Origin of the sequence: Candidatus Poseidonia alphae, assembly GCF_943787815.1 — an archaeon.
Classification (GTDB): domain Archaea; phylum Thermoplasmatota; class Poseidoniia; order Poseidoniales; family Poseidoniaceae; genus Poseidonia; species Poseidonia alphae.
This window is the reverse complement of the sequence record NZ_CALSNW010000003.1, coordinates 502,816-529,108: the sequence shown is the minus strand read 5'-3', so window position 1 is coordinate 529,108 and position 26,293 is coordinate 502,816. Positions and strand designations below refer to the sequence as shown.

At 49.7% G+C, this 26,293-nt stretch carries 21 protein-coding genes and 2 tRNA genes; 10 read left to right on the top strand and 13 right to left on the bottom strand.

Features of this window, described 5'->3' with window-relative positions; all coding sequences use genetic code 11:
- Positions 1–83 precede the first annotated feature (83 nt).
- A complete protein-coding gene (locus AAA857_RS06980) occupies positions 84–1,235 on the top strand; it encodes a hypothetical protein (RefSeq protein WP_338174233.1) in 1,152 nt (383 codons plus the stop codon).
- Positions 1,236–1,238: 3 nt separating this feature from the next.
- On the opposite strand, the gene AAA857_RS06975 is transcribed toward AAA857_RS06980, so the two are convergent.
- Complete coding sequence (locus tag AAA857_RS06975; protein WP_338174232.1) at positions 1,239–1,949, bottom strand: MBL fold metallo-hydrolase; 711 nt, start codon at positions 1,947–1,949, stop codon at positions 1,239–1,241.
- 79 nt (positions 1,950–2,028) lie between these two features.
- Here AAA857_RS06975 and rmuC point away from each other — a divergent pair, with 79 nt between their 5' ends.
- Both rmuC and AAA857_RS06965 read left to right on the top strand, forming a co-directional pair.
- Positions 2,029–3,318 carry a DNA recombination protein RmuC gene (gene rmuC, locus AAA857_RS06970; RefSeq protein ID WP_338174231.1) on the top strand — a complete coding sequence of 430 codons (1,290 nt, stop codon included), beginning with the start codon at positions 2,029–2,031 and terminating at the stop codon, positions 3,316–3,318.
- A 48-nt stretch (positions 3,319–3,366) separates the two neighbouring features.
- Entirely contained in the window at positions 3,367–4,092 is a 726-nt protein-coding gene (locus AAA857_RS06965) for an NUDIX hydrolase (RefSeq protein WP_338174230.1), read from the top strand.
- A 2-nt stretch (positions 4,093–4,094) separates the two neighbouring features.
- Here AAA857_RS06965 and alaS read toward each other — a convergent pair whose 3' ends face one another.
- Positions 4,095–6,962: an alanine--tRNA ligase gene (alaS, locus tag AAA857_RS06960; protein WP_338174229.1), complete on the bottom strand. Its 2,868-nt coding sequence runs from the start codon at positions 6,960–6,962 to the stop codon at positions 4,095–4,097.
- 110 nt (positions 6,963–7,072) lie between these two features.
- Between alaS and AAA857_RS06955 the strand changes: the two genes are divergently transcribed.
- Positions 7,073–8,548, top strand: a complete 1,476-nt coding sequence (locus AAA857_RS06955; protein WP_338174228.1) for an RtcB family protein — start codon at positions 7,073–7,075, stop codon at positions 8,546–8,548.
- Here the strand turns inward: AAA857_RS06955 and AAA857_RS06950 are convergent, their stop codons facing one another.
- The 4 genes from AAA857_RS06950 to AAA857_RS06935 form a co-directional block, all read right to left on the bottom strand.
- The gene (locus AAA857_RS06950) at positions 8,549–8,734 is read right to left on the bottom strand and encodes a hypothetical protein (protein ID WP_338171660.1); all 186 of its coding nucleotides are present in this window, start codon (positions 8,732–8,734) and stop codon (positions 8,549–8,551) included.
- Positions 8,735–8,862: 128 nt separating this feature from the next.
- Positions 8,863–8,937, bottom strand: a tRNA-Thr gene (locus AAA857_RS06945).
- A 57-nt stretch (positions 8,938–8,994) separates the two neighbouring features.
- Positions 8,995–10,506 (bottom strand): hypothetical protein, encoded by a 1,512-nt coding sequence (locus AAA857_RS06940; protein WP_338174227.1) that lies wholly within the window; start codon positions 10,504–10,506, stop codon positions 8,995–8,997.
- A gap of 115 nt (positions 10,507–10,621) precedes the next feature.
- Positions 10,622–10,707: transfer RNA gene (locus tag AAA857_RS06935), tRNA-Ser, on the bottom strand.
- A 111-nt stretch (positions 10,708–10,818) separates the two neighbouring features.
- Here AAA857_RS06935 and AAA857_RS06930 point away from each other — a divergent pair.
- The 3 genes from AAA857_RS06930 to AAA857_RS06920 are packed head-to-tail and all read left to right on the top strand — an operon-like array spanning position 10,819 to position 14,361.
- Complete coding sequence (locus AAA857_RS06930; RefSeq protein WP_338174226.1) at positions 10,819–11,952, top strand: hypothetical protein; 1,134 nt, start codon at positions 10,819–10,821, stop codon at positions 11,950–11,952.
- Positions 11,952–13,169 carry a cysteine desulfurase gene (locus AAA857_RS06925; RefSeq protein ID WP_338174225.1) on the top strand — a complete coding sequence of 406 codons (1,218 nt, stop codon included), beginning with the start codon at positions 11,952–11,954 and terminating at the stop codon, positions 13,167–13,169. The genes AAA857_RS06930 and AAA857_RS06925 overlap by 1 nt, the downstream gene beginning before the upstream one ends.
- A gap of 4 nt (positions 13,170–13,173) precedes the next feature.
- The gene (locus AAA857_RS06920; RefSeq protein ID WP_338174224.1) at positions 13,174–14,361 is read left to right on the top strand and encodes a S8 family serine peptidase; all 1,188 of its coding nucleotides are present in this window, start codon (positions 13,174–13,176) and stop codon (positions 14,359–14,361) included.
- On the opposite strand, the gene AAA857_RS06915 is transcribed toward AAA857_RS06920, so the two are convergent.
- Positions 14,353–15,093: a hypothetical protein gene (locus AAA857_RS06915; protein WP_338174223.1), complete on the bottom strand. Its 741-nt coding sequence runs from the start codon at positions 15,091–15,093 to the stop codon at positions 14,353–14,355. The two genes, AAA857_RS06920 and AAA857_RS06915, sit on opposite strands and share 9 nt — an antisense overlap.
- Positions 15,094–15,159: 66 nt before the next feature.
- Between AAA857_RS06915 and AAA857_RS06910 the strand changes: the two genes are divergently transcribed.
- Positions 15,160–15,957, top strand: a complete 798-nt coding sequence (locus tag AAA857_RS06910; RefSeq protein WP_338174222.1) for an HVO_0476 family zinc finger protein — start codon at positions 15,160–15,162, stop codon at positions 15,955–15,957.
- On the opposite strand, the gene AAA857_RS06905 is transcribed toward AAA857_RS06910, so the two are convergent.
- Together AAA857_RS06905 and AAA857_RS06900 are read right to left on the bottom strand one after the other, a co-directional pair.
- Positions 15,958–16,935 (bottom strand): proline dehydrogenase family protein, encoded by a 978-nt coding sequence (locus tag AAA857_RS06905; protein WP_338174221.1) that lies wholly within the window; start codon positions 16,933–16,935, stop codon positions 15,958–15,960.
- A gap of 39 nt (positions 16,936–16,974) precedes the next feature.
- Positions 16,975–17,934, bottom strand: a complete 960-nt coding sequence (locus AAA857_RS06900) for a D-aminoacyl-tRNA deacylase (RefSeq protein WP_338174220.1) — start codon at positions 17,932–17,934, stop codon at positions 16,975–16,977.
- 75 nt (positions 17,935–18,009) lie between these two features.
- On the opposite strand from AAA857_RS06900, the gene AAA857_RS06895 reads away from it, so the two are divergent.
- Positions 18,010–18,972, top strand: coding sequence for a hypothetical protein (locus AAA857_RS06895; RefSeq protein ID WP_338174219.1), 963 nt, complete (start codon positions 18,010–18,012; stop codon positions 18,970–18,972).
- A 5-nt stretch (positions 18,973–18,977) separates the two neighbouring features.
- Here AAA857_RS06895 and AAA857_RS06890 read toward each other — a convergent pair whose 3' ends face one another.
- From AAA857_RS06890 to AAA857_RS06875, 4 genes are read right to left on the bottom strand one after another with little or no spacing between them, the layout of a single operon-like run.
- Positions 18,978–19,145: a 30S ribosomal protein S27ae gene (locus AAA857_RS06890; RefSeq protein ID WP_338174218.1), complete on the bottom strand. Its 168-nt coding sequence runs from the start codon at positions 19,143–19,145 to the stop codon at positions 18,978–18,980.
- Positions 19,145–19,468 (bottom strand): hypothetical protein, encoded by a 324-nt coding sequence (locus tag AAA857_RS06885; protein ID WP_338174217.1) that lies wholly within the window; start codon positions 19,466–19,468, stop codon positions 19,145–19,147. The genes AAA857_RS06890 and AAA857_RS06885 overlap by 1 nt, the downstream gene beginning before the upstream one ends.
- Before the next feature lie 10 nt (positions 19,469–19,478).
- The gene (spt4, locus tag AAA857_RS06880) at positions 19,479–19,682 is read right to left on the bottom strand and encodes a transcription elongation factor subunit Spt4 (RefSeq protein ID WP_338174216.1); all 204 of its coding nucleotides are present in this window, start codon (positions 19,680–19,682) and stop codon (positions 19,479–19,481) included.
- A gap of 1 nt (position 19,683) precedes the next feature.
- Positions 19,684–20,250 (bottom strand): DNA-directed RNA polymerase, encoded by a 567-nt coding sequence (locus AAA857_RS06875; protein ID WP_338174215.1) that lies wholly within the window; start codon positions 20,248–20,250, stop codon positions 19,684–19,686.
- 273 nt (positions 20,251–20,523) lie between these two features.
- Between AAA857_RS06875 and AAA857_RS06870 the strand changes: the two genes are divergently transcribed.
- On the top strand, positions 20,524–26,280 hold the full coding sequence (locus AAA857_RS06870) for a CARDB domain-containing protein (RefSeq protein WP_338174214.1): 5,757 nt from the start codon (positions 20,524–20,526) through the stop codon (positions 26,278–26,280).
- Positions 26,281–26,293: the final 13 nt, after the last annotated feature.

Sequence of the window (26,293 nt, the reverse complement as noted above, 5' to 3'; positions counted from 1 at the left end):
GAAGTGGATGAACCTTCGCTTCGTACAAAAACGAACCATGGCTTTCAACAACCCCAAGCGCTTGGACGGTACGAGGGAGAGGTATGGCGACCGACGTTCAAGCCTTGCTATGGGGTGCAGGAATCCTTGCCCTCCCCCTCTTTATGGCTCTCCCAATGCGTCTTGCCTGGCAGATTTGGGTTGGAATTGGGCATGAGGTATCGGAATATCGAACGATCGTACGTCAGATTGTTGATTCAGGCAATCAAGTTTCTTCATTCTCGCAGACTCTTGATGACATAGCACGGAATCTTCGAATCAGTCCTGCAAAACAACGACTGATCGAGGCAGAGATGCTTCACCCTCTCACGCTTTCTCACTTCCTGCTTCTACCCGCCCTGCTCATTTTACCTCTAACTGCCATCATGGCCTTGCCTGTCGTCCTCATTGGGTTTCCTTTCATGCTGTTTATCGAGTTCGTCCTTATCCGACGGAAATTTTTGATCTCTGGACTTCGTTACATTGAGCGTGTGATGCACTGGCAGGTCATCCACATACCAAAGCCGCACCGTGGGACGAAGGAAAACGAAACGTCGATCACTGAATTTTCTCAACATATTGAGCATTTTAATTACGTTCCACAGGCAGCATTTCTTGGATTGTTTGCCTGGCTGATAGTCCATTGGGTGTTAAATCTTGATTCATGGACGATTGAACTGATTGTTTCATCGCTCTTGTACATGGTTTTGCTCTCCATTCTTTCCGTCCTGAATACTGCTTTTGAAGCCGACCTGGTGTTCGTTGACCCCGCCAGAGGGAGGCTCGTTCCTGTTGACCAGTGGCTCGAGGGTGTTCTCAATCCCATCGTGGGAATAGGATTGGTGTTTTTACTTGGACGGAACCTTTTGGAGGAATCAAGAGATGTTGGTGGGAATGCGGTATTGTTTGCTGCGGTTGTTCTTTCATTGATGTACGGTGCTGCAATCGTCGGCATCTCGTACCGGTGGGGATATTCTTCCTGGCGAGGAAAGCGAGTTCGTAAAGAATTTCAAGAACAAGTCATTGATACACTCAACCCTTTATCGTACGATTTGACACGGAACAAAGGTCGAATTGACTTCAACGTTAGAATGGGCATGGAGGAACGACTCAATGCGATTGAAGAGACAAGTACCGAACAAATGTCATTTGAAGACTTACAAAACTTGCCTTCGAAACCAAAGAACGTCAAAGCTCCTTCAAATCCGTTGAAGTAAACATCAGTTCATCCACGGAATAACGTCGGGCACTTCAGCAAAGAGGTTCGCAGGAACGGCTATTTTAATCTTAGAAACGGTTCCAAGTCGCTCAGCAGTAGCGTCTTGCCATTGTTTGAATGCTTCAAAATCGGCCATGTTCAATATGGGATTATGCTCACGGTTCCAGTCCAAAGACATCATCTGCGTCCCAGGGGGTTCATGGCCCGAACAAACGAGGGTATCACCAGAAAATCGGTCCAAAACGGAAAGAGAATCCCAATGCAGTTCCAACCGCCCCCCTGGAAGGTCGTCCCTTCCGACTCCACCTTTACCGTTGAACAAAAAATCACCCGTCATCATACGACCTGGAACATGTACGATCATTGAATCCGATGTGTGGCCGGGACAGTGGTGAAACTGAATCGGTATACTCCCAAGCATCACTTTTTCTTCGTCATCGACATAACGATCCACGCCCAGGCTCGCTGTTGAGTTCCACATGACATATTGACATCCCATCCGTTCCCGCAATGAAAAGCATGCAGTGATGTGGTCTGCATGCATGTGGGTAGCAATCGCATATTTGAGTGTCAACCCATCGGCTTTGAGGCGTTCTAAATATGCGTTGAGAAAATCATAGACCGGGTCGATCAAAGCTGCCTCATTGGATTGTTCATCGACAACAAGATAGGTCATTGCCCAACCGTTTTGATTCAACTGTTCAAAGAGCATGGTCACCTTGAAGCGGAGGAAGGATTTGAACTTTGAGACAAACATTTCCTTCAAATACCGTTGACAAGCATGAGGAAACATGGCGGGTATTGCAGAATATGGCTTTCTGGTAGTAGGATGTTCGATCGGAATCGCACTTGGTTGGCTTTTGGCTAAGAACAAATTTGGTTCAGATGCCGTACGGGCAGAGGCACAATCGGAGGCGAGAGAACAGGCGTTCCAGGAAAAGTCGAAATTGCTTGAGGCGCAACTTTCGGCGAGTGAGACTGCATTTGAAGAAAAGTCCAAACTCCTCGAGGCACAAATGGAAAACGTAGCCAATCGTGTATCACAGCGAAATTCCGAGGTGTTTTTGCAATTGGCCGAGGAGCGCCTGGGCAAGGTAAGTACATCTGCTGAGAAGGACCATGAAGCCCGTAAGAAAGAAATGATTGACCTGATTAAACCCATGACTGAATCCCTCTCAAACCTCGACAAGATGTCCCAAGACTTAGAAAAAGAGCGGGCTGCAGCATATCAGGGAATGAAGAGGCACATGCAACTTCTTGAAGAAAATACCAATCGACTTGGCAAAGAAGCCAATGCTTTGTCAACCGCTCTCAGAAAGAGTTCCAGTGTACGTGGCGATTGGGGCGAAGTTGCTCTTCGCAACCTCTTGGAGATGGCTGGAATGACAAAAAATACGGATTTCTTTGAACAGAAGGGAGACGAACAAGGGAAGCGACCGGACTTTGTAGTGAATCTACCCGGTAACGGAGCAATACCGATTGATGCAAAAACAACGGCAAAACACTACCTCGAATCCTTGGATGAGGATGACCCAGACGCTAGGACTGCTAAAATTGCACTTCACGCTAAATCCATGCGAGGCCGCGTGACTGAACTGACTCGGAAGGATTACCTCTCCGGCGTCAGCGGACGGGCAGAATTTGTGGTGATGTTTGTTCCTTCTGAGGCATTGATTTCATCAGCATTTGAAGTCGACCCGTCCCTGCATTCTGATGCAATGGACCGAGGAGTCATCATCTCTGGACCCGCCTCAATGATTGCCCTACTCAAAACCGCAGCCCTGTACTGGCAGCAAGTTCGGTTTGCAGAAGAAGCAGCTCAAGTCGTTGGAGTTTCCCAAGAATTTTACAAGCGAATGGCTACATGGAGTCAGCACTTTTCTGAGGTCGGTAAGCGTCTTGAAAAAGCCACAGAATTCTACAACAAGGCAGTGGGTTCATGGGATAGAAATGTCCTCCCGCAAGGGAAAAAATTGGAGGAATTGGACATCAACGTGAACCAAACGAAAACCCTGATCGAACCGAAAACCATCACCGAAGACCTTCGGTTGCCGATTGTATTGGAATCGGATGAAGAGTGAACATCGCCGCATACGAGCATTGATGACCAGCGAAGGACTCGGATACTCATGCACCCGAATCAAGTCGTTCATCTCGAGCATGACGGCAAGGTGCTTCTTGTTGACCTGGATGGTAATGGACCGTTAAAGCCCGTTCAAGGTCGTATTGGAGAAGGTCAACTCCTTCGCTTTCCAACCCTCGCTGAGGTGGAATCATTGGGTATTCCCATCCAGCAAAAAAGAACCACAGTACTACGTTTTGAGGACCATTCATACGAGGTGCTCAAGTGCTATCCCAACATTGAATGGCCCAGGAATTGGGCATGGAAAGACAATTGCATTGCAGATAATTGCGTCCACCCTGTAGCGAGAGAGGCAATATATCGTTCACTGCATCGACTTGTTTCCAAAGTGATGGTTCAGAACTCAAATGGTGATGTATTGATGGGTAAGGTGGAGCGAGGACACTTTCATGGATTTTGGACATTACCTGGGGGATACATGGACCATGACGAACATCCAGCCATCGGATGCGTTCGTGAAACACTGGAGGAACTTGGACTCGAAATAATACTCGAACCAACCGAACCTGTCGTGACGCAAAATATATTCAACGATGAAGGAATTTCTTTTGTTTCATTCACCTATAAATCGACGTGGGACGGAGAACTATCTGATTTGAAATTACAAACCGAAGAAATTTCTGAGGCAAAGTGGTTTTCCCCACGAGAAGCCTACGCACAAGCCGTGTCATATTTTGACAAACAAGCGCTTCGTAGTCTCCTGAACGAATGATTTCAAAGGCCGATCTCGGATTTAGCCGCTGCCAGGGCATCGCCCAGGCCTTCCGGATATGAGCCTCCACCTTGAGCGAGGGTTGGACGACCGCCACCGCCTCCCTTGATATGGTGCGAGATAGAACGGAGCAAGGTAACCGCATTGTAACGTTCACTCGCCACGGTATCATCTGTAACGGCAATCATCAATTTGCCACCTCCATCAGGTGACCCCAAGACCGCGAGCGTTGGTAAGTTCTTGTCCAAGGTCAATTCCTTGAGCATCTTTGTCATGGTTTTCAAGTCACCATCAACTTCCATAATGACGATTCGAACCCCATCAACTTCAGTAGAATCACTTCCACCGCCGGAGGTGCGAAGACGAACAATCTCTGCTTCCAATTGTTCAATGGTTTTACGTTGCTCCTTCCATTCAGAGAAAAACCGTTCTGCTGCCTTGGGAAGGTCACTGGAAGGCACGCCAAAGATTTCACTTGAAGCACGAAGGAGTTCATCTTGCTCCCGAGCATAATGAAGCGCAGCCTCTCCAGCAACAATGTGAAGTCGCTCTACACCATCTTGAACAGCATTCGACCGAACTACCCGGATGGAACCGATTTGCCCGGGCTCATCATGGTGGGTTCCTCCACAGGCTTGGATGTCGTGTTCTGCAATTTTGAGTACTCGAATGGAATTCCCTTTTGGAGCTCCCCCTTGATAGAGGTCAAAGCCATGAAGTTCATCAGCGTCTTTGCGATTGAGTTCAGTCTTTTCAGTCCTGGACACATCGCCGAGGACAGAATTCGCTAGGGCTTCAATGGCGTCCAAATCCTTCCGAGTAAGTCGGTTGAAGTGAGTGATGTCGAGCCGTCCACTCTCTACAGACTTGTTAGCCCCCGCTTGATAGATGTGCGGTCCTAAAATTCGTCGAGCGGCTCCACCAACGATATGGACTGCTGTGTGATGATCCATGAGTTGTTTCCTCCTTTTCCAATCCAGATGCCCCGTGGCGGATTCCCCGACCTCAAGGGCACCGCTGCACATGTGTAGAATTACGTTGCCGACTTTCTGAGTGTCGAGAACATGAACTGTAGTGTCGCCTTGAACGAGGTGTCCGTAATCCCCCTCTTGACCGCCACCTTCTGGATAGAAAGCTGATGAAGCTAGAATCACAGCGTGTGAGGCATTCTTTGGACCTTGATCTTTTGTAAGCGGTAATGCTCCAACGACTTCGGATTCAAATGACTTCATTGAAACATCGCCGTAATACAATGGCTGTGTCGCCGTGTATTCACTTACGGGAAACATCGAACCTTGTTCATCATCCGTTTTTGCTGCTTCTTTCGCCAATTTGGCATGGCGTTCAGCCATTTCAGCTGAAAAACCCGTTCGCAATTGCACTTCAGTCCAGCCAGCATCCCGGGCAAGGGCAATGGCCATATCGGGAGCGAGCCCATGTGAATCGTTCATGGTAAACAACGACTCATCGGGTATCGAAGCAGCATCCTTTTTGACACCTTTGAGTTGAGTTAGGATGACATTCTTACCCTTTCTCAACATCTCTTCGTACCGTTCCTCTTCAAGTCCTAGAATGGTCAATAATCCCTGTCGAGTTTGCTTGTTGAGATGGTTTCCAAGATTAACCTCAAGGTGATGCTCAGCGAGGTCTGATAGCGAGACATCAACGGACAACTCATCCCGCATACGCAAGACTCGGCGAGCCAACATACGAGCAAGGTATCCTGCCTTAGCATTGGATGGGACGAGCCCATCACCCAACATATTGCAAAGAGCATGCAGATGATCGGGAATTGCATAGATGTTGGCGAGAGGCTCAGTCACGGCTGAGAATTGTTCCGCAGTGACCTCAACACCTCGTTCTAACAGTCTTGAGAGGAAGATCTGAACAAGTTCGTCACCATCAACTCCTGCTTCAATGTTCATGATCCCGTTCAGGCGACTCATTTCTCCGAGCAAGCGGTCAAGGTCAAGCGAAGGCCACTGTTGTGCGACATCATCAAACCCGGCGAGTTCCTTCAACCATGCAACAGTTTCTGGATAAATGGCCTCGTAAATCGTTGGAGTTCCTGCTGCAGCCCAACAAAACCGCTCAAGCCCATATCCGGTGTCAATAATTTGGAGGGGCATTGTTCTGTAACGGTCACCTTTGAGTTCCACGTCCCCATCCGGATGTTCTTCCATATCCATGAAGACGAGTGTAGCGAGTTCAAGACCACCAACGATCACTTCAACGGCAGCTCCTGCGTTCCCTCCCCCACACCAAGGGTTCTCGACATAGGTGATTTCTCCCGAATCAATCCCGAAGGTTACCGTGAGCATATCATGACAATACTGCACACATTCCTCCATCCAGTACAAGAATTCGCCTTCATCTGCTCGATTGAATACGTGATGAGCCATCATTTCAAAGGTGGTCAAATGGCGTCCAGACCTCCCCACAGCATCAACATCTGTCAATCGGATACACGGTTGTGAAATGGTCAGGGGATTCGCCGGAGGCCGGACATCGCCCGATGTCACGTGGGGTTGGAAGTCTGCAATTGACGCAATGGTCAGATGAATGTCATCACGCCAGCGAGCAAGTACCGGATAAGGCTTAATTCGAGTATGGGAAGAAGACTCAAAGAACGACAAAAAGGCTTCTCTCATAGCGTCTTTGAGAGCTTTACCACGTTGCTCAAATCCATCGATGAGAGGCGCTCCAATGAAGGAATACTCATCTTCGGAGGTATCCCCACAGGTATCTCGGTTCGGGTCGGTAGTCCAAAACCACAACGAGGTCACACGACACTGTCTACGGACGTAGCCATTTTCGTGAAAAACAGCCAAATCAATTGGGGGAAGCGCCATGTGGGAATCACCGTCCAAGTGTGAACGCTTCCTCCAAAACGACTTCCCCCTTCAAGGCTATGCTACCCATTTGGGTGAGACCCCCATTTGTGAAAAGCCTCAAAACCAACGGGCGTGAGGTTCGTCCTATGGGTGAGTCATGGCGAGAGCACTTGGTCGATGAGGGCCAGGGCACCATGCGAATCAAAGCACATGGATCGATGCTCACCGATGCGCGCATCGTTGCTGACGCCAACCATATGAAGACCCATCAAGATGACCGAGGCCCTGAACAGTTGGTGAACATCGCATCAATGCCCGGAATTGTCGGTGAGGCTTGGGCCATGGCAGACTGGCATTACGGCTACGGATTCCCAATCGGCGGTGTTGTTGCCACGGATGAAAACGCTGGCGAGTTGGGCGGAGCAATATCTCCCGGCGGCGTGGGATTTGACATTAATTGTGGCGTCCGCTTTCTCGCTCTTGATGCCACGGCAAGCGATATTCCTAACCTCAAAAAATTAGCCGGACGGTTGGCCGGACGAATACCTGCGGGAGGTTCTGGAAAAGGAGGCGTCGACATCACAAAAAGTCAACTCAAAGAGTTGCTTCAAGGAGGTGCAGAAGCCGCATTGGACTTGGGATACGGCCATGATGATGACTTGGCTTCTCTGGAATCCGGGGGGGTATTAGAAACCGTCAATGCCGAAGTGTCTCAACGGGCTCTTGAACGTGGAATGAAATCACTTGGGACGCTCGGTAGTGGAAATCATTTCCTTGAACTGCAAACCGTTGGTTCCGTTGTCGATGAGCAGACTGCAAAGGAATGGGGCCTGTATGATGACCAAATTGTCGCCATGATTCATTCAGGGAGTCGAGGACTCGGCCACCAGGTTTGCACCGATCATGTTCGTCTATTGGAAAGTAAATACAAATTGACTGAAGGCATGTGGACCAATGAAGAGTGGGACTTTTCCCTCCCCGACCGACAACTTGCTTCTGCACCCATCCACTCTGCCGAAGGACAATCATACCTTGATTCGATGAATGCAGCAGCAAATTTTGCGTTTGCAAATCGTGCGGTCTTGGCTTCTCGATTGCGAACGGTTCTTGAATTGGAGATGGGTGATTTTGGAGAAGCAAGAACGCTGTATGATGTTGCGCATAACATTGCCAAGATGGAAACTCACGAAATCCACGGCACTTCATGCTCATGTTGTGTCCACAGGAAAGGGGCAACCCGAGCGTTCTCTGCATCTCATGACGATGTAAGTACTCGATTCGCCAAGACCGGTCAACCCGTAATCGTCCCAGGTGACATGGGCACAGGTTCTTGGATGTTGGCTGGGCCAATGAAGGGGCAAAATCAGGCCTTCGGCTCTTCATGCCACGGTGCAGGAAGAGCGCTGTCCCGTGCAGCAGCCAAAAAATCAATCGACGGTAAGGCCTTGAAAAAAGAGCTTGAATCTAGAGGAATCCGAGTCCATGCCTCAACACCAAATGTTCTTTCAGAAGAGGCCCCTGGAGCCTACAAAGATGTTGATGAAGTCATTCGACTTACGAGCGAAGCAGGCCTTGCTCGGCCTGTGGTTCGGTTGAATCCGTTAGCGGTCATCAAGGGATGATCACATACAGACCTGAGCCATACCTTGCCCAGGGAGCGTCGGTGCATCACCGGTATGAACCCCATCGGGTTCCTCAACGATAACGCTGAGTAGTGTGTTTACGAGTTCTTTCAATTCATCGACTTGATCTTGTAAGTCACGAACTCTTTGGTTCATTTCTTTGGCTGTCTCCTGCGTACGCTCCATGTGCATCCCATATGAGAAGTTGCCTTCTCATGCCGAGGTTTCAAAAATCACCTCTTATACATTGAGGTGGAACAAAAGAAAAAATGGTACTTTTCAGACCGTGCATGTCGCAGGGAACTGAAGAAGATTGGAGCCACCGGCGAGATTTGAACTCGCGACCTCCTCATTACCAATGAGGTGCTATACCCCTTAGCCACGGTGGCAGTGAACCGAGCGACCGGCCAAATGGATATAATCGCTTCGCGACATTCGGTAGGATTCTATGAAGGCAGGTAAAGTACCCACTCGTCCGAGGAGGACCAAGATGACAGCGTGAAAGGTGAAGCTTGAGCCTTTTGTCGAGTCCACAACCCACCATCCATGGCAAAGTCCACTCCCGGAGCAAGAACAATGGCATCTACCGATGTTGAATTAAGAAATATGTGGGCATCGTTTGGTGTTCGCCAGTATCCGCTGAGATTGAGTTCTCCGGAAAGGTCAGTTTCTGATTTTAAGACATAGAGCGAATGCATCGCTAGTGAATTGTCGGCTACAAGAAGAAAAGTGGAATTTTCAACCTCCAATGCGTCAGCCAAGGCTTCTCCGGCATCTTCCTGCCAGAGTTGCTGACCGTTGAAGCCGGTGAACATCACCAAAGGTAAGAGGAGGAGAATGGTCAGAAGGAGCGGCTTTGCTGGGACCCGTTGAATTGGAAGGACTGATGGAGATGTTGTCCCTTCGGTACGATGGCATAAATGCAGAAGCATCAACATCGGTAGGACAAGAACGGTGGCGTACCTGCCGTTATTACCAAGTAGCATCATGCATTGAAGCAGAGAAATCCCCCATAGATTGGATTCAAGAGTCCACAATGCTCCAATGTAGGCCACAATGCCTGCAGCAAGGACTGCACAAAACACTGCGACCATCGTCACGACTCTTCCACGAACATATCGGAGCGAAGGGTTTGACGTGATAAACGGCCAGAGGCAAAAGCCAATCAGTAGGAAAAGGACGATTCCATCGAGAAAGGCGAAGACAATGCTCATGAGAAACGTTCCAATATTCCCCTGAATGATTGAAAATGTCCCTCCATAACCAAGCGAACCAATGAACGTAATGCCCAACAAGGTCAAGGCAAAACTTACAGAACTCATCAGCCAAGGTCGTTGGGTCACGGGCACATCATTTGAGCGCGATAGGTACCCATCTAGCGTTAACCAAAGCATCCCAGTGCCCAAAACCAGCACCCAAGCCAACAGTGAGGATAGCGGGTCAAAGCCCTTCCACCCTAAAACACACAATACCGAAGTAGCCATCAGTAAAATACCAAACCGTAGTTGACGGATTTTACTCCCATCGACAAACCATAACCAGGAGGTTGAACCTCCGAGGATGAGGGCAAGAATGGCTTCATCATAGCCTCTTCCGGTTGCGAACATCAAGCATGGACTCCATGCCACTAGAGCGCTCCACATCGGATCAAAAGCCGCGCCAGACAAGCCTCTTCTCCAAAATGGAACGTAGCCAGCAAGCAGCGATAGGCCAATGATTCCCAAGAGGGAAACAACTCCCACTGCAAGTTGGGATGAGTACCATGGACCGATGTAACCATCGTATTCACCCGATGGAATGGGCTGTTGAACATCTCCTTCGGACCAACGGGTTGGTCCCCAAGGATAATCGTCGCCATGGTTCGATTCGTCGTTTGCAACGTTGAGTCTGACATGGACATCAAGCCCAAGGTCGCTGTTGAGTGCCGCCAGTCCATTGAGACAAAGCCCCACAACCAAGAACCCGAACCACCAGCGCCGTTCTTGAAGAAAATGAAGGTTCACAGACCTCCGACAAAAACAGCGGATAACATACTTTCCCTTGACGAACGGGTTGAACACTCGTTCGTGGGAGTGGCGCCGAGAGAGAGATTTGAACTCCCGAGGGACAGGCCCACGCGATTTCCAGTCGCGCGCACTACCAGGCTATGCGATCTCGGCTCTACTTCGGGCGAACCGCCTTCCTCGTTTAACCGTCACCCTTGAGAGTGACGGTCTCTAAAGAGAACGAATCGGCGAAAGGACTCAAAAGTAAGACATACACCGAGACCCATGAGCGAGGGTATCAGCCCGGTTGAATCAACCGAGCGAGAGCACATGTCCTTGCCGTTTCGAATGGGCGATGTAACGCTGAACCGACCTGTTCCGGACTCCGTCCCTGGAGCCGACGTCATGAACAAACTGCTCATTGAGTGGATGTTCCAATTCAAACTCTTGACAGCAGAGTGGAATAAATCCCATTACACCACACTTGTGTTTGGGTTCATCGCCTTCATTCTCGGATCCGTATCTACAGAATTGTTCGATGGTGGAGATGCAACCGTCACAGGAGTGAACGGAGTATTAGCAATCAACGGATTCCAGTTTTTCCAAATCCTCATCTCCGTTTTGTTTTGGACATGGTTTGCATTCCAGGCATGGAATTTATTTCCCGTTATGAGAGTCCATGCCATCTCTCTGCTTGCTATGTGGAACGGCTTAGTGTTTGCTCAAGTGTTCTTCCACAGCAACAACGGTTCATTCCCCATCGGAGCCCAACTTTCGAACATGATGGAAGGGACGCTGATTGTTCTTGTCGTTCTTTTCTTCGTTTTCTTTTTCTGGAAGGCGGTCATCGAAACCCGAGACCTTCATGTTGAAATCCATCACTTGCATGAAGATGTCCGAGTGATGGAGGCGGAGATGGCTGAACATTCGCTCGCAGGATGGACTGCACTCTTTGCTTCATGGATTGCGCTGGTATTGATATCATCATGGGCAGGTGTTCATCACATTGCAACTCTGGGAGATTCCCAGACGATGTTCCTTGTCCTCCATCTCATCACGGGGATTGCTTCATTGCCCCTTTTATTCATCGTCCTTTGGTACCCCCAACGGATGCTTGGAGATGATGCCAACGTCAGAACGAAGGCGGCACTGGATGCTTCTTTAGAATTGGAAGGCCCCAGCACTCATGCAATGCAAACCGATTCAAAATGTCCCGAATGCGGGTCTAAATCTCCGCTTCATCGTCTCGATAACGGCTCGGTGGCTCACCCATGTTTGTCCAGTGGTTGTACTGCACAGGTCGTCATTGGAGAATCATGTCCCTCTTGCAAAACAAAGATGTCCAGTCGCCTTCAGTGTTCTTCTTGCGGGGTGAATGCTCCAGCGCTTGATTATTTCCCAGACCAGGAGGCATGGTGATGGATTTCAAAGGTTTAAGAAAAGATTTCCCCACTCTTTGTGAAGATAAAGCCCCGGCGTATCTGGATAACGCATGTGTCACGCTTAAGCCCCAGCCTGTCATTGATGCCATTCACCACTATTACACTGAAGTCCCTGGATGTGGAGGCCGCTCTGTTCATCGCTATGGGACTGCGGTTTCCAAGTCTGTCCGAGATGCAAGGGTTGCGTTAGGGGAGTTCATAAACGCCAACGATTCAAACGAAGTGGTATTCACGAGAAATGCAACCCATTCCCTCAATCAAGTAGCGCACGGCCTAACTTGGAACAAAGGAGATGTGGTACTCACATCTGACCGTGAGCATAATTCAAACTTGGTCCCCTGGCTCCAACTTGAAAAAGAGCAAGGTATTGACCACCGGGTAGTAGCCAGCAATGAAGACAATTCGTTCAATTTGGAGTCGTTTGAACACGCCTGTGCTGAAGCTGGATCAAAGTTACGATTGGTTTCAATGAGTCACGTTGGTAACCTTGACGGTGTTACCATTCCAATGAGAGAAGTGGCAAAAATTGCTCATGACCACGGCGCATTGGTATCAGTTGATGGTGCTCAATCAATGCCTCATATGAGCGTTGATGTTCAACATTTGGATGTCGATTTTCTTTCTTTTTCAATTCACAAAATGTGTGGCCCATCCGGCATGGGTGGGCTATGGGGTAAATACGAACATCTTGACGGTTTACGTACCATACAGGCCGGAGGTCAAACGGTTACTTCCTCAACCTATGAAAATGCAACATGGGCCAAACCACCGGCTCGCTTCGAAGGAGGTCTAGGTAATTTTTCAGGAATGATGGCTTCAGGAGCAGCCATCAATTATCTCTCGAAAATTGACATGGATGAAATCCAAGCACACGAAATCAAATTGAATCGCATCATGACAAACGGAGTGAAGGACCTTCCTGGGCTAAGCATTATTGGACCCAATGACCCATCAAAGCGAGGCGGTATCTGTTCGATTCTCATGGATTCTCTGCCTCCACATGATGTCGCCATTCTCCTCGATGAAGCCGCTGGCGTCATGGTCCGTAGTGGTCAACATTGCGTCCACTCTTGGTTTGAGCACCACGGGCACAATCAAGGCTCACTTCGTGCCTCAGCCTACTTTTACAACACGGAAGAAGAAGTCAAACGGTTCGTTGATACATTAACTGAAATAGTCCACACCCTAGGCTGAGATTATGGATGAAATTCAACCCAATGGATCTGTCCTTTTTTGGGATGGAGCCAATGGCGAACTTGGGGATCAACACGTTGAATCACCTCCACTCATCGCAGAATCAGCCACCGATGATTTGGGTATGATCAAAGCGATTGTGAGCATTACCCTTGGAATGACTCTTCTCCTGGCTACAGGATACCTCGTTGCTGTTATTCTTAGCGATGGGGCCATCTTACTCCGTCCGAGTGAGGTAGCTCTTGAGCGTCATGCAGATTACAACGATTTGATTCATCTTAGCGGGTCTCTCGATGGTAGTGGTGTTGCGGTTTGCATCGTTGATTCAGGTATCAACCTTGACCACAGCGATTTTAACGATATGGAGCTGAAGGATTGGAAAGATTTTGTCAATGGGCGGTCAACGCCTTACGACGATAACGGACACGGGACTTCAATGGCCGGAATCATATCGGCGAACGGTTGGCTAAAGGGTGTCGCAAACGATGTGGATTTGTTGATAGCAAAAGCACTTGGAGCGAGTGGCTCAGGGGAAGATTCGGTGGTTGCTGATGCAATCGATTGGTGCGTCGCCGGAGGCGCTCACATCATTTCACTTTCTCTTGGAGGGGCTCCCGGCGCCCTGCCTTTTTTACCTGGCTCCGGCCGGAGTTCGGGTGATGCTGCTAACGAAGCGATCGATGCAGGCGTCTACGTTGTCGCTGCCGCAGGAAACGACGGTGGAGAGGACGATGACGGCGACGTTGCACATCCTTCAAGCGAAACTGCCGTCATCTCAGTCGGTGGGTCCACCCTGAAAGGGACGTCCTGGTCAGGGTCTTCGGAAGGTGACAACAACGGTCGTTTCCTGCCACTCCCTGTTCTTCTTCCACGCAACGACCCGCACAAGAAACCCGAGATCGTTGCGCCCGGCGAACGTGTCCCCGTACTCACAATGGATGGCGGCTGGGGCTTAGCCGACGGCACAAGTGCTGCTACCGTGTATGTCACTGGTGCGTTAGCTCTCCTCCTCGAGGAAAATCCTTCACTCAAAGCAAACGGTTCCCAGGGAAGCGCTGATAACATCAATCTTGTCAAAAATTGGTTAATGGACTCGGCAGTTCCACAGGAGGACCAAAGTGGCCATGACGACAGGTTCGGATACGGCCTTCTCCAAATCGAGGCCTTGTTGGACCAAGCGAACTCACAGTAGTCGGGGGAGCCAAGCCACCAACGTGCCTCCAAATAAGGGCATAAATGCGACATGATGGGTTGATTGTGTTTCTTGAATCAGCTCCATCCAAGAATTGAATCCATCGACCAATGCCATTCCTTGTTCGTCTTCTGGGTCGACATCCCCCGTGGGCATATCCGGCTCAACCGTAAACAGAACTCCTTGTTGATCCAAGAACGGCATGTAGGTTTTGACGAGGCTGGCTCGTTGAGGCGATGGCCCATCAACAACAATGGCTTGGTAATTGGAAACGAAGGGTGTTTCTGAAATCTCAGCGGTTGTTGTGGTAGCCAACGACCATGCGGCGTGCTCTGCTGCAAGTTGGATGGGGTCGCCAACGACAATATTGGTCCAATCCTCAGCCCCGTAACGCGTCATGAGTCTGTGAATAATCACTCCGAATTTCGCTCCCTGTTCAACTACAGTGAAACGTGTGGGGGATCCTTCTTGACGTTCAAAAAGGTCGTATAACCAAGCCGTTCGATGTCCAATCCCTCCTCCAATTTCCAGGATTCGTTCTGGAGATAATGCTCCTAAAGCATCTCGCAATCTCCGGTGGATGGAAATGGACCAAGTTGACAGACCCATATGCTTCAGTTGTTCACCGATATTCGCCGCCACTTCGGGTTCATCTCTAGGCTGGTTCGTGTCTTGGGCAAGCAGATGAGTGAGTATTTCGTCACGCTCAGGTGATGGATGTTGCTCCCCCATGCCCCCCTCCTTTCGTCCGTTTAATTTCAAGCCTCGCTTGACGGCCTCCTACGATGGGTTCAAACGGTGGGTCCAACGCGGACCAATTGGGGCCTTACCGTGGAAGATGGCGATGAATGGGAAGAAGAGGAAGAGATTCTCGACAATGCAACACATTGCCCAACATGTGATGAACTCGAAGGGCATGACATTCTCAAAGAGAAGAAAATCGGCGATGGTGCTGATTTCCTGGTCCGGTGCCAAGTATGTTCACACGTCCATACCGTCGAATTCCGCCCACCACCCGCCAAGAACATTCCATTCATTCTCACCGATGGCCCAAGCTCCCATCGTATTGTATTGGTCATTGACGCTGATGAAGAATTCGTACTCAACGATGTCTTTGATGAGGATGAAAAACTTTGGAGAGTTCATCAGATTGAAACGACCGATGGAAAACAACCAGAACATGCTCTCGCTACCGACATTGAGCGAATTACGGCCATTCGCACGGACAAAGTTCGTGTAAAAATGACGTTGACGAGAGGAGAAGACTCATACTCCGAAGTCATCATCGTCCCTCAAGAAACGACTTTTACAGCGTCCAAACTCATGGAACATGAGGGAGAAACATGGCGTATTCGAGCCATCCACACAGGAACCGGTCGCACTCTACGAGGAACCGTCCACGCCCCTGATATCAAGCGAATGTATCTCCATGAACCTCCACGACCGGAGTACTTTGCTCCGCGAACACCTCGAGAACGGCGGCAAGCATGGAAGGAAGGTAAATTGGGCCACAACCCTAATCCTATCCGTCCTAAGGATGAGATCAAAAGTGGAGTCGCACCTTCATTCAAACGAAGGAAACAGCCACGCAGGTGATTATGGACGGTTCGTCCAAGGCATCAAAAATGCCTTAGCGACTTGTGTACCAATCGTTGGATTTTCTTTGAGTCGGCGTATACTGTACTCGTACCACTTTTGGCCATACGGGATGTAAATGCGTGTGCGGTGGCCTTGACTCGCAAGTTTCCTTCGCATCGGCCCACGCACACCAAGAAGCATTTGAAATTCATATCCTGGTCCTTTATGCCGACGACTTTTGTTGGCATTAGGACGTGGGTCTTCTTTTCCAGGACCCATCCCAAACGATTCAAGAGCAGATTTAGAATATTCAATCACTGGAACGTCATGGCTGGCGATTGCGACATACGCACCAGCGTCGAGCATTCGGTCGATGCAACTGTTTGTAGCATCAACGATGTCTTTGTATTGAGTGAAGGAGATATCGTCTGGTTCCAAATAGATGCCCTTACAGATACGATAGTCGGCCAATGGCCCAAGTTCTTGTTCTAAATGTGAAATATCCCCAAGCGAACGGAAGAGACGCCCTTGAATCACCGTCCCCACGTTGGTCAGCCCTTCAGAATGAAGGTCTTTGACCACCTGAATGGTATCCGTTGTGACCCGATGGTCCTCCATGTCAAGACGGACAAACATATCGTTCTTTGAAGCCAATTCCACAAGTTTACGAATATTATCCATACCCTTTTGTCTGTCGATGAGGAGACCGAAAGCAGTAGGTTTGATGCTGAGGTTTGCATCAAATTGCCCCGCATGGATGGCTTCGATAACCCGAACATATTCGTCGTAGAAAAATTGCGCCTCATCCATTGAAGTGATTTCTTCGCCCAACACGTCGATGGTGAAACACGTCCCTTCTCCAGAAAGTCGTTTCATGATGGCGACAGCGTCTGAGAGGTCGGGTCCAGCGACATATCGCCTGCTGACCCAACGGACAAACCATTTGGGCATGCGTACGGTTGCCCCTACAATTGTGCGAGATACCCAGCCCACCATGCTTCTCTCTCCCTAACGGCGCTCTTTGACCCTTTGTGTTTAATTCTCTATTAATCCAAGCGCTACCAAAAACGTTTTTGAAGTCATTAATGGGAGATCGTGAGCCGTCAAATAGTCCCGAATGGCCTGGCGCTGCCAGCCCTTGAACGATTTCTTATCCATGTAAACAACAACGGTTCCCCCTGGAAAAGCCTGCTGAGTTGAACGGACTGCTTCTTCAATGGCTTGTGCCCAAGTTCCTCCCGGAGGGCCGTCCTGTTTCACAAAAGGCAGAGCATAAGTTGCAAGCATATGGCCGAGCCAAACTCCATCATAACTTGCGAGGACATTCGCACGAGGAGCATAATGGCCACCTCCAAGAGTAACGAGGACCAAGGAATCTCTATGTTCGGATTCATTCCAAGAGGGCCCCATGGATGGTTCAAACAACCCATCATGGATGATGGTCGCAAGAAGGTGAGCGGCTCCAATATGCCCCCATGTGGCTTCAGTAGACCCAACCTCAATGAACAACGAGGGGGCATCCAAGTAAGGTCCATGATGAGTGACCTCTAGGGAAAGGTCAAAGTTTGAAAGTTCAGGTTGATCGGCCCATCGTTGCTTTAGCATCCTCCACCAGGGTGCAAGACGGCTGTTTGGCGGAGGGGCTCTGCCTCCGATGCCGCCGTAAGTTCCCAATTCCCCAGCCGGCATGTGTGGAATTCCAATCGGATGCAGTGTTAAGGAGGCTTGACCACTCGCAGCTGAGTGTCGTGAAGGGAAAATTACCTCCGTCACACGTTCTCCCGTCGCCTCAAACCAACGGCGGTCAAGATAATTCTCGCTAAGAACATGTTCGGGGAGGTACCACATTCGTACGTTTTCTGATGCGAATGAACGGTGCCCTTCTACATGGGAACCTTCATCCCAAGAACGCATTCCCCTCAAGGCTTCACCTTGATTCAAACTCGCAACATCTGAACAGTTGACCACGATGAGAGCGATCGTATTGGCCCCCATGGCTCTCCCACCCACTCCCTACATTTGACCCCACCGAGGACAAGGTTTCACATATGAAAGGCCCAACTTATGTCCATGGACGAAGGCCTGCCTCCAGCAATTCCTTTCCTCCCCTCACGGGTCCACCAATACGACGGGGGATTGTTGGTGCTGGGAATGGATGGAGAAGTACTTCTCTTGGGCGAGGAATTGAAACCTCGTTATCCTCATGCAAAGCCATTTCCGATGACCATCAGCAATTCGATCGTATTGAATGACAGACTCTACGCTACTTGGATTGACGGCGAACTTATGATGGCTCGAATGGGGTGCATACCGCTGGATTCTGCTCCAAAAAGCGGACCACCACGTGCAGACCTGAGAACAACAAGTACAGTCGAACAAGCGAAGCATCCCGAGGGAAACATCTGGTCCCATGTCCTCAACTCTGAACCTTTAGCCCTCGCTGCAAACGGTAACAGTCTGGTTTTTGTTTTGTGGAGGAAGGGTCTTTACGGACTCACTCCAGAGGCTGATGAATTATGGAGAATGGCTGAACCAACATGGAACTATCCGAAAAAACGACCAAGGGATTCTGAGACCATCGCCCTTCATCTTAACGATGATTCATTCACATTGACCTCACGAGGAGGTCGAATACAACGTCGCTCCTTGTTAACTGGGGCTTTGCTTGAGGAATTCATCGCTGTCGGTCCCGAAGCACCGCTTGAACATCATTTCAAACATGACTTGCATGAAATCATTTGTTCCACAACGGGTGAACTGACATGGATCCATGAGGGAAACCTATTGCGTACACTCAAACTCAACGGCCCCATTCAGTTTGCATCGTGGGATTCTACGTTAGAGGGATGGAGAATTGCAGGGTGGCGCGAAGAGTTTCTCATTACAGCAACTCGTATTGAACGCCAACAATGGGACGAGATTCCAGTCCACATCGAACCCGTAAAAGGCGGAGCATTGGTTCTGTTCAACAATGGTACATGGCGCAACAGCCCCTTTGAAGGGACATCACCGGTTGTTGACGAAGAGGAGTGAATCGCTCACTCGTTCATGCTTGTGTAGCCGCAGCGACCGCAAGACTTCCGGTCGTTATGGTGGGCAAGAAAAACACCTGGACCACATTCTGGGCAGTGTTCAGCACGGACGAGTTTGCCGTCTTCGACTTTGTATTTTGACCACTTTGCAGAGGCCTTAGGACCGTCACCCATCACTGGTCACCTCCGTTGGAGGAATCATCGGATTTTGAAGAGCCCGAGCGGAATTGTTCATGGCGCTTGTTGATGTAACTTGGTTCTACAGCCATTGCTTCTTCTGAGCTGTAGATGTATGCAGTCCCTGTGGTCAACGGTTGCCCGTATCGAGTTTCGCAGTCCTTGACGACAATCCACTCTGGGTTTGAACCTGGCTCGAGTGTGCGAACCAAATTCATGATATCCTTTCGAGAAGGTGTTGTTTTTCCTTCGTGTTTCCAACTGAAGGAGATTTCGATGCGGTTTAGGAGTTTATTTTCTATTCTTTCGTTAATGTTCATGGTATTCACCTCATCGAATGTTGACTTTGAGAGCATATCGGCCCGGTAGTTCTACTTTCAAGCGCTTGGCTATTTCCGAGCGACCTGGTTGCATGATGATGACGTAGCCTGTCCAATCGGAGGACACAGGGGCAGAAGGATGACGTGGGCACTGGTCGATCGGCTCTGCGAGGACGAGATGACATTCGCCACATGCAAATGGATTCTTAGCCACATCAATCACTTCCTTCGTTGTTCTTATCGATTACTTTCCACTCAGGGCATCCCAAGCCAGGTTGCTTGCTGGTGAGTCCAATCTTGGAGCGTCGAGGGTCAGAAGTATCTGGAGACAAGGATACAATTCTGGCTCGGACGAATGAACCGACGCCGATTTGCTTTCCGGTTTTTCGTCCTTCTATCATTCCCTTACCGATGTTGGCTTCTACGGTGTCTTCCATAATTTGCGACTTGTGAAGAAGGGCTTCCATTGGACCAATCCGGACGAATGCTCCAAACTCATTGATTTCGGAAACTGCCCCTTCAACGACTTCATAGTCGTCCATGCAGAAGAGAACAGCGTCGAATTGAACCCGTTGATAGATTGCTCCATCTCCGTGGATAATTCGTCCTCGTCCAATGGTTTTGTGATTGTTTGTGACGAGAATAAAGCGGTTCTGTTCGTCAAATCTACCTTCAAAAGCACTCATTGAGAGGCGGTCGATGTGCTGGTCCAATGATTGGCCCTTTCGCATGTATTCCGCAGGAATACGGATGGTGTCTTCCTTGGTTACTACCTTGTACATATTTTTCACCTCATTTGAGACTCTACTGAGGTGCGGAAAAAGACGGAAGCCATGAAGACTAATCCGTCCTTCACCGGGGTTACCTCAGGAGAGAAAGCGACCGAAGTCATTCTGTCCACCGACGACCCCTATTTAATTCAAGCGGCAGGAACTTCGTCCCACTCATGGAATCAAACGGGGATAAGGTGGCTTCTTCGAAACATTGGGTAAATGGGGTTTTAGTAGTTCAAGTAGCCATAACCCATAACAACCCCCCGAAGGCGGTCATATATGATGTCAGCAAGCCGTGGCCCGTCAAACGCCCCTGCACGGGCAAGTTTGCTCATGGCCTTGTTGATGCTCACTGTCGTCATCTCGCCTGTAATGACCCATCAACCGCTACGAGAAAACGAAGCGGTCCAGCCGACCTCATCAGGCGAATCATGGGATTACTACGGGCAACCATGGAGCCAATATGGCCACACTCCAACGCACAACTTCACAATGCCTAACCACAGCCCCGACGGTGGCCCCGGAGAGGGTAATGTTAGCGACGTTACCGAACTCGCAAGTGTCGTTGACCCGGTAGTAAACTGGCAGGTGTTTTCCGGCGAAGAAGACGGAAGTGACGCCTATGGCTCTGTCCTTGGTGACTTTACTCAGAGCATCACCGCAACTGAAGCAGCCCTGGAACGATGTGGTATTGGAACGCTATCCCCAGTTTTGGTGTCAAGCACCGTTAGCGGAGGTGTTCGAGAAAGTTTCCTTAACATCATCAGTGGTAATGACGCCAAAATTGCTTGGAAAGCAAGCTTAGGATCCACCGAAGCCATTCGATCCACGCCAATCATCAATGATATTGATGGGGATGGTTTTCAAGAGATCATCGTCGTATACGACACAAGTGGTGCTCTGAATATTGATGTGTGGTCACCCCGTTTAACCTGTACGGAATCCAACTGGCAGACATCAGGGCATTCAAACGAACTTATGTGGTCCTACAGTGATTCTGACCTGAGGATTGGCTCACCATCGCCACATTTTGCAACATCAAACAGCAACCATAAGGCCGTCACACAGCCGCTCCTTGCTGATTTGCAACTCGATGGCACACCTGAATTGGTTTTGTCTGTCGTGGACGACCCAGAAAACAATCCTGTCGTAAAGGTACAATCCTTTTCCCTCACTTCAACGCAACCCTCCGAAGCAGTTTGGAGCGTCACCCTCGACAGAGGAACACATCCCTCTGACCCGGTTTGGGCTCAACTTGATGATTCAACCACCTCCGTATTGTTGACGACCATTGACGACACATCCGGCAACATGTGGATTTGGCAAATTGACGGTGGGACTGGCTCACTTGACTGGGAACGTGTGGCTGTCCAAGGTACAGACTCCGACTCAGATGCGCCACGTTTGCGCTTGCCTGGGCCGGTTATTACGCAACTTGATGCCGATGATGCCCCCGAGATGATTCTCACGGTTCCAACGGACGCAAACGGTCGTAGTTCAGGAAACGGAGCCCGTTTTATCGGCATGGAAATCACATCAACCGAAGAAGTGTTCAATTTCCGAGCTCAGAACGGTTATGCTGACGCGCAACCACTCCCCCTTGACACGGACGCAGATGAGATTGCAGACCGTTTGTGCTGGGTCACTTGGTATTCAGAATCAACGATTAGTTTCAACCGCAAGGGAATGGTTGGATGTACAGACATCAGTGACGAGAATCCGGTCGTAGAATGGACCAGGGATCTGCAACGTGGAAGCGGAAATGATAACGACGAAATCGGCGTCTCACCCCCAATTAGTATGAACATTGACGGTGAAGGTACGGATGAAATCGTTGTTGCTTTTGGCCGTAGGCTATGGGCTTTTGATGGAGACACTGGAGCCTCCGCAGACATCAACGAGGAATGGTCAACATCCCTGACCATGCCTCACCGAACTTGGGCTGCACCTGCAGCAGGAGATGTCGATGGAGACGGCCATATTGACCTCCTATACGGAGACACCCTCGTATCGCATCGTGCACCAGACTTTGCTCCATCTGCGGACAACCGAGGAATTTCCTTCAATCCTGCACAAGCCGACCCTGGAGACACCGTCACCGTCACTGGCCAGTTCTCAAACATTGGAACAGGAGAAGCAGAAGATGACCTGGACGCTGCTCTGTATCAAAACGGGGTTGAGATGAAGAGGGTTCGTTTCACAACAAGCGAGCCGGTATCACCGTCGGGTGAAGGCGGTCCCCTCACCTTCACAGCACAATTCGTTGCTGAATTAGGCGTTCATGAATTTGAACTCGTACTTGACCTTAACAGCAACATCAGCGAACACAGGGAAGACAACAACATAGAAACCATGACGTATACGGTTGTTGAACCCTATGTTGCACGAATTGACGGACCACTGGCTACGCCCCGAATTAACCCGGGGTCATCTCAAAGCATCGAGATCGAATTAACATCCATTGGCTCACAGACTGCTTCTTGGACCCTCACATATGATATTTCTTCGCTTCCCGACGGTTGGTCGTTTGGCCCGAGTGGTGCACAAAACCTCAATCCTGAACTGACCCCCGAACAACCGTTATCTGTGATCTTTGACGCCTCGCTGCCCTCGTCTGCTCTAGGGGACGAGTCAGGATACGTTGACCTCACGCTCCAACTTGATAGCGACTCAACAATCAATGCAACCTACAGACTTCCTGTTGAAGTATTTCGAACCCGCGGCCTGGATTTGGCTGGGCCATCTGGTGTGAACGAAACAATGGGTCAGGGAAGACCCAATACCGTTGCTAAAGCATGGTTCATGGTCGAGAATTTAGGGAATGCTCAGGAAACCACTACATCGCTAACGTGGACCGCTCCCTCATGGGGTGGGTCGCCCTCGCTCCATGATACCAATGGAAATGAGTTGTTCTCAATCACACTTCTACCCGGAGAATCCAGGGAGTTGTTTGCCCATCTGAACACACCGAGTAGCGCATCTTGGGGCTCCCAAACCGAAACGACCCTGACCCTTTGTCTCGGCAGCGGCGAAAACTCCCTCTGTGAATCCCTTGAAGTTGCCTTTACCGCCGTCAAAATATCCGCCATGCCCTCACACCATCGTTCACTTCCAAATGCTACGTTGTCGTGGCAACTTGAAGGGAACCTGCCCGGTACGGGAATGATTCAGTGGAATATGGCTCAAGCTCAGATGCTCCATAGTGAATGGCAGTGGTCCACAAGTGGGGACTGGAGCATTAACGGGACATTCCTCGAAGCATCTGGAACCGGTGGACAGGCGATTGGTGGCTCACTCACGCTGTTCCTCCCTCCGGATGCTGAACCTCAACGGCATTCCTTCATTGAATTGGATGATCTAGACAACCTCCTTGAACTCAACATATCCTTGCAGGTACTCCAGATTTTCCGGTCAAATGTTTCAATTCTTGAACCCCTCCCTGCGGAAGAAGGGGGTGTCCTCTCTCTCAACGTAACTGAGGAGCACATGTTCCTGGTTTATCTCGAAAACCCAGGTAACGGTGAAGACACGTTCCTGCTCACTGCCGAAGCCCGAACGCATCAAGTCTCGGTCACACCTGATGTCAATTTCACTTATTTTGGTGATGATAACAACCACTACGAAGCAACGCTTGGCGCAAGGTCGACCGGCGTGGGGCGAGTTGACGTATCCCTATCTCAAGAAATTCCTGCACAGGTGCCCTTCGTGTTGGAATTCACATGGACGTCTCTTGGAGGCGTGGAGATTGTTCATACGACCTCCGTATTGATTCAAGCCGCACCGAGCAGGGAATGGAGTGTTGCGAACGCTGATTCACAAAACCTCACGGTATACCCTGGAGATGAAGTCACCATCAACCTGACTGGAGTGAACCTAGGAAACGCACCAGACACCCTCACCCTTGACCCCATCTTGTCGGTTGAGCACATGGGTTCTGACACCACCCTATGGTCTGCTCTACCGTCCACGAGCGAAATCGTGGACATCAATCAATCCACAAACGGAACGGTGACGATTCTTATTCCTGATGAAGCATGGCAGGGGACCGAAACAACGGTTATGATTCAACACAAATCGAACGGATTTGTCCTTGGACATACGAACGTCTCCTTGACGGTTGGACAAACATTTGGTTGGAAACTCAACCTTACTGACGCCCAACTTGAAATCGACCCAGCAGGCCAGAACATGACACTCAAATTGGAACACCTGGGCAACGGGTATGAAGTTCCGTTCTTCAGCAAAGCCGCAGCGGGGTGGAACATCACCCTACCAAATGACCACTCCGAAATCTCCCCGTTCGCCACCGATACCTTGGTCGTACATGTCCAACCACCTGCGGACGCAGTAGCGGGGGAAGTCGGAATGATTTCCATTCGAATCTCTAATGAGGACCTATCAGGGCTGGTAGTCGAGGAAGTTCCAGTTCGAATTGGTGCTGCACCAAACATGACCGTGGACCATAGAAGTTCGTGGATGGTTTCAGATGAGGGTGGTTACCCAACGGCGTGGGTTGAAAACAATGGAAACGACATCGCCTTGCTCTCTTTTAGCGTAAGTGGACTCCCAGAAGGATGGACTACACAACAAGGTCACCAACTTGTATTGGCCCCAAACGAGATCAAAGGAGTTCCTCTTAACTTGCAACCAGCAGCAGAATGGGACGGGCAGCGCTTCTTGGTAGCCCTTCATGTAGACCACCCACTTCTTGGAACAACAATCCATGACATAGAAATTGAACGCTCGGTCGTATCCTTCTCGCAATCCCCTGTAATTGACGCATACATCGGCGTGAACCGTTCAGTTTCTCTCAATGGACACAGCCTGAGCAATTGGGCCTACACCTCAAGTTTGGATGTTCAAGAGGCACAAGGCAGTCTCCTCTTTACGCAACCGACAACTTCAGGAGAGATTAACGTTGAATATTCCAACGGAACCACAGAAGGAACGCTTTCCCTCTATATTGTGGCACGAACCTATCCAGATTCTTCAGCAGCATGTGAATTGGACCTTCAGGCCCTGACGGACTTAGGGACTGAGCCATTGGATGGACTGATCGGCACCTGTGAACTTATCGCAGGGGAGGATGAAGATTTGCGAGCGGTCATCACAGCCATCACATCGGATGGAGAACGAATACCTCTCGAAGATACTTCTTGGTTCGTCCCTGCAGGGGGCAATCGTACCATTGACATGACTTTGGACAATTGGGACCCTGCTCCAGGAGAATTTGTGATTTCCATTGTCATTCTGGACCAATACGGCCGGACACTAAGCCAAAATGAACAACCAGTAACCGCCCGAGAAAGCGGTTGGAATGTTGGAATCAGTTCGTTCAGCAGCGAGGGTTCAATCACTGTAGGAATCAACAGAGTTGGATACGAATTGCTTGACCAATCGGTATGTCGTCTTACTGTTGAAGCAGAGAGTGGATGGTCAATTGAATACGTAGTTGATGTTGCAAATTCTGATTTCGCTCCTATCTTTTTCATCGAAGACCCTGGAGTTTTGAGTAAGGATGACAAACTAACCGCCACCATTGCCTGTGGTACGCCTTATCACATTGATGACAATCCTGATGACGATTCAAAATCAATTTATTACCAACCGGAAAACATCCTAAGCGTGTCATCAAGTGATGCTGGGTGGATTGTTGGGATTGCCTCAGTGGTTCTTGCCTTGGCTTGGTTTGGTGGGATGATACGACCGCAGGAGAAGCGGGTTGATGGGCCGACCAGCAGCACACAGCAAGCAACGTCAACATCAGCAGCAACCCCTCAACCCTCATCCGATGATATCGAAGTTGTTGAGCAAGAGGAAGACATCAGCGTTGAAGAAATTCAGGCCATTGCAATTGAAGAAAGTTCCATTGAGGATCAGGTGTTGCCCAGTACAATTGAGGTGTTTGATGCCCCAGAACCCGTCGATGCATCCCCAAGCGGACGGCTCGCATCCCTACGTTCAGAACTTGGCGAAGGTGAAGAGGCGGAACCCAGTGAACCCCTTGAAGACAGAATGAACCGCTTCTTTGGCAACTGAAGAAAGTTGAACC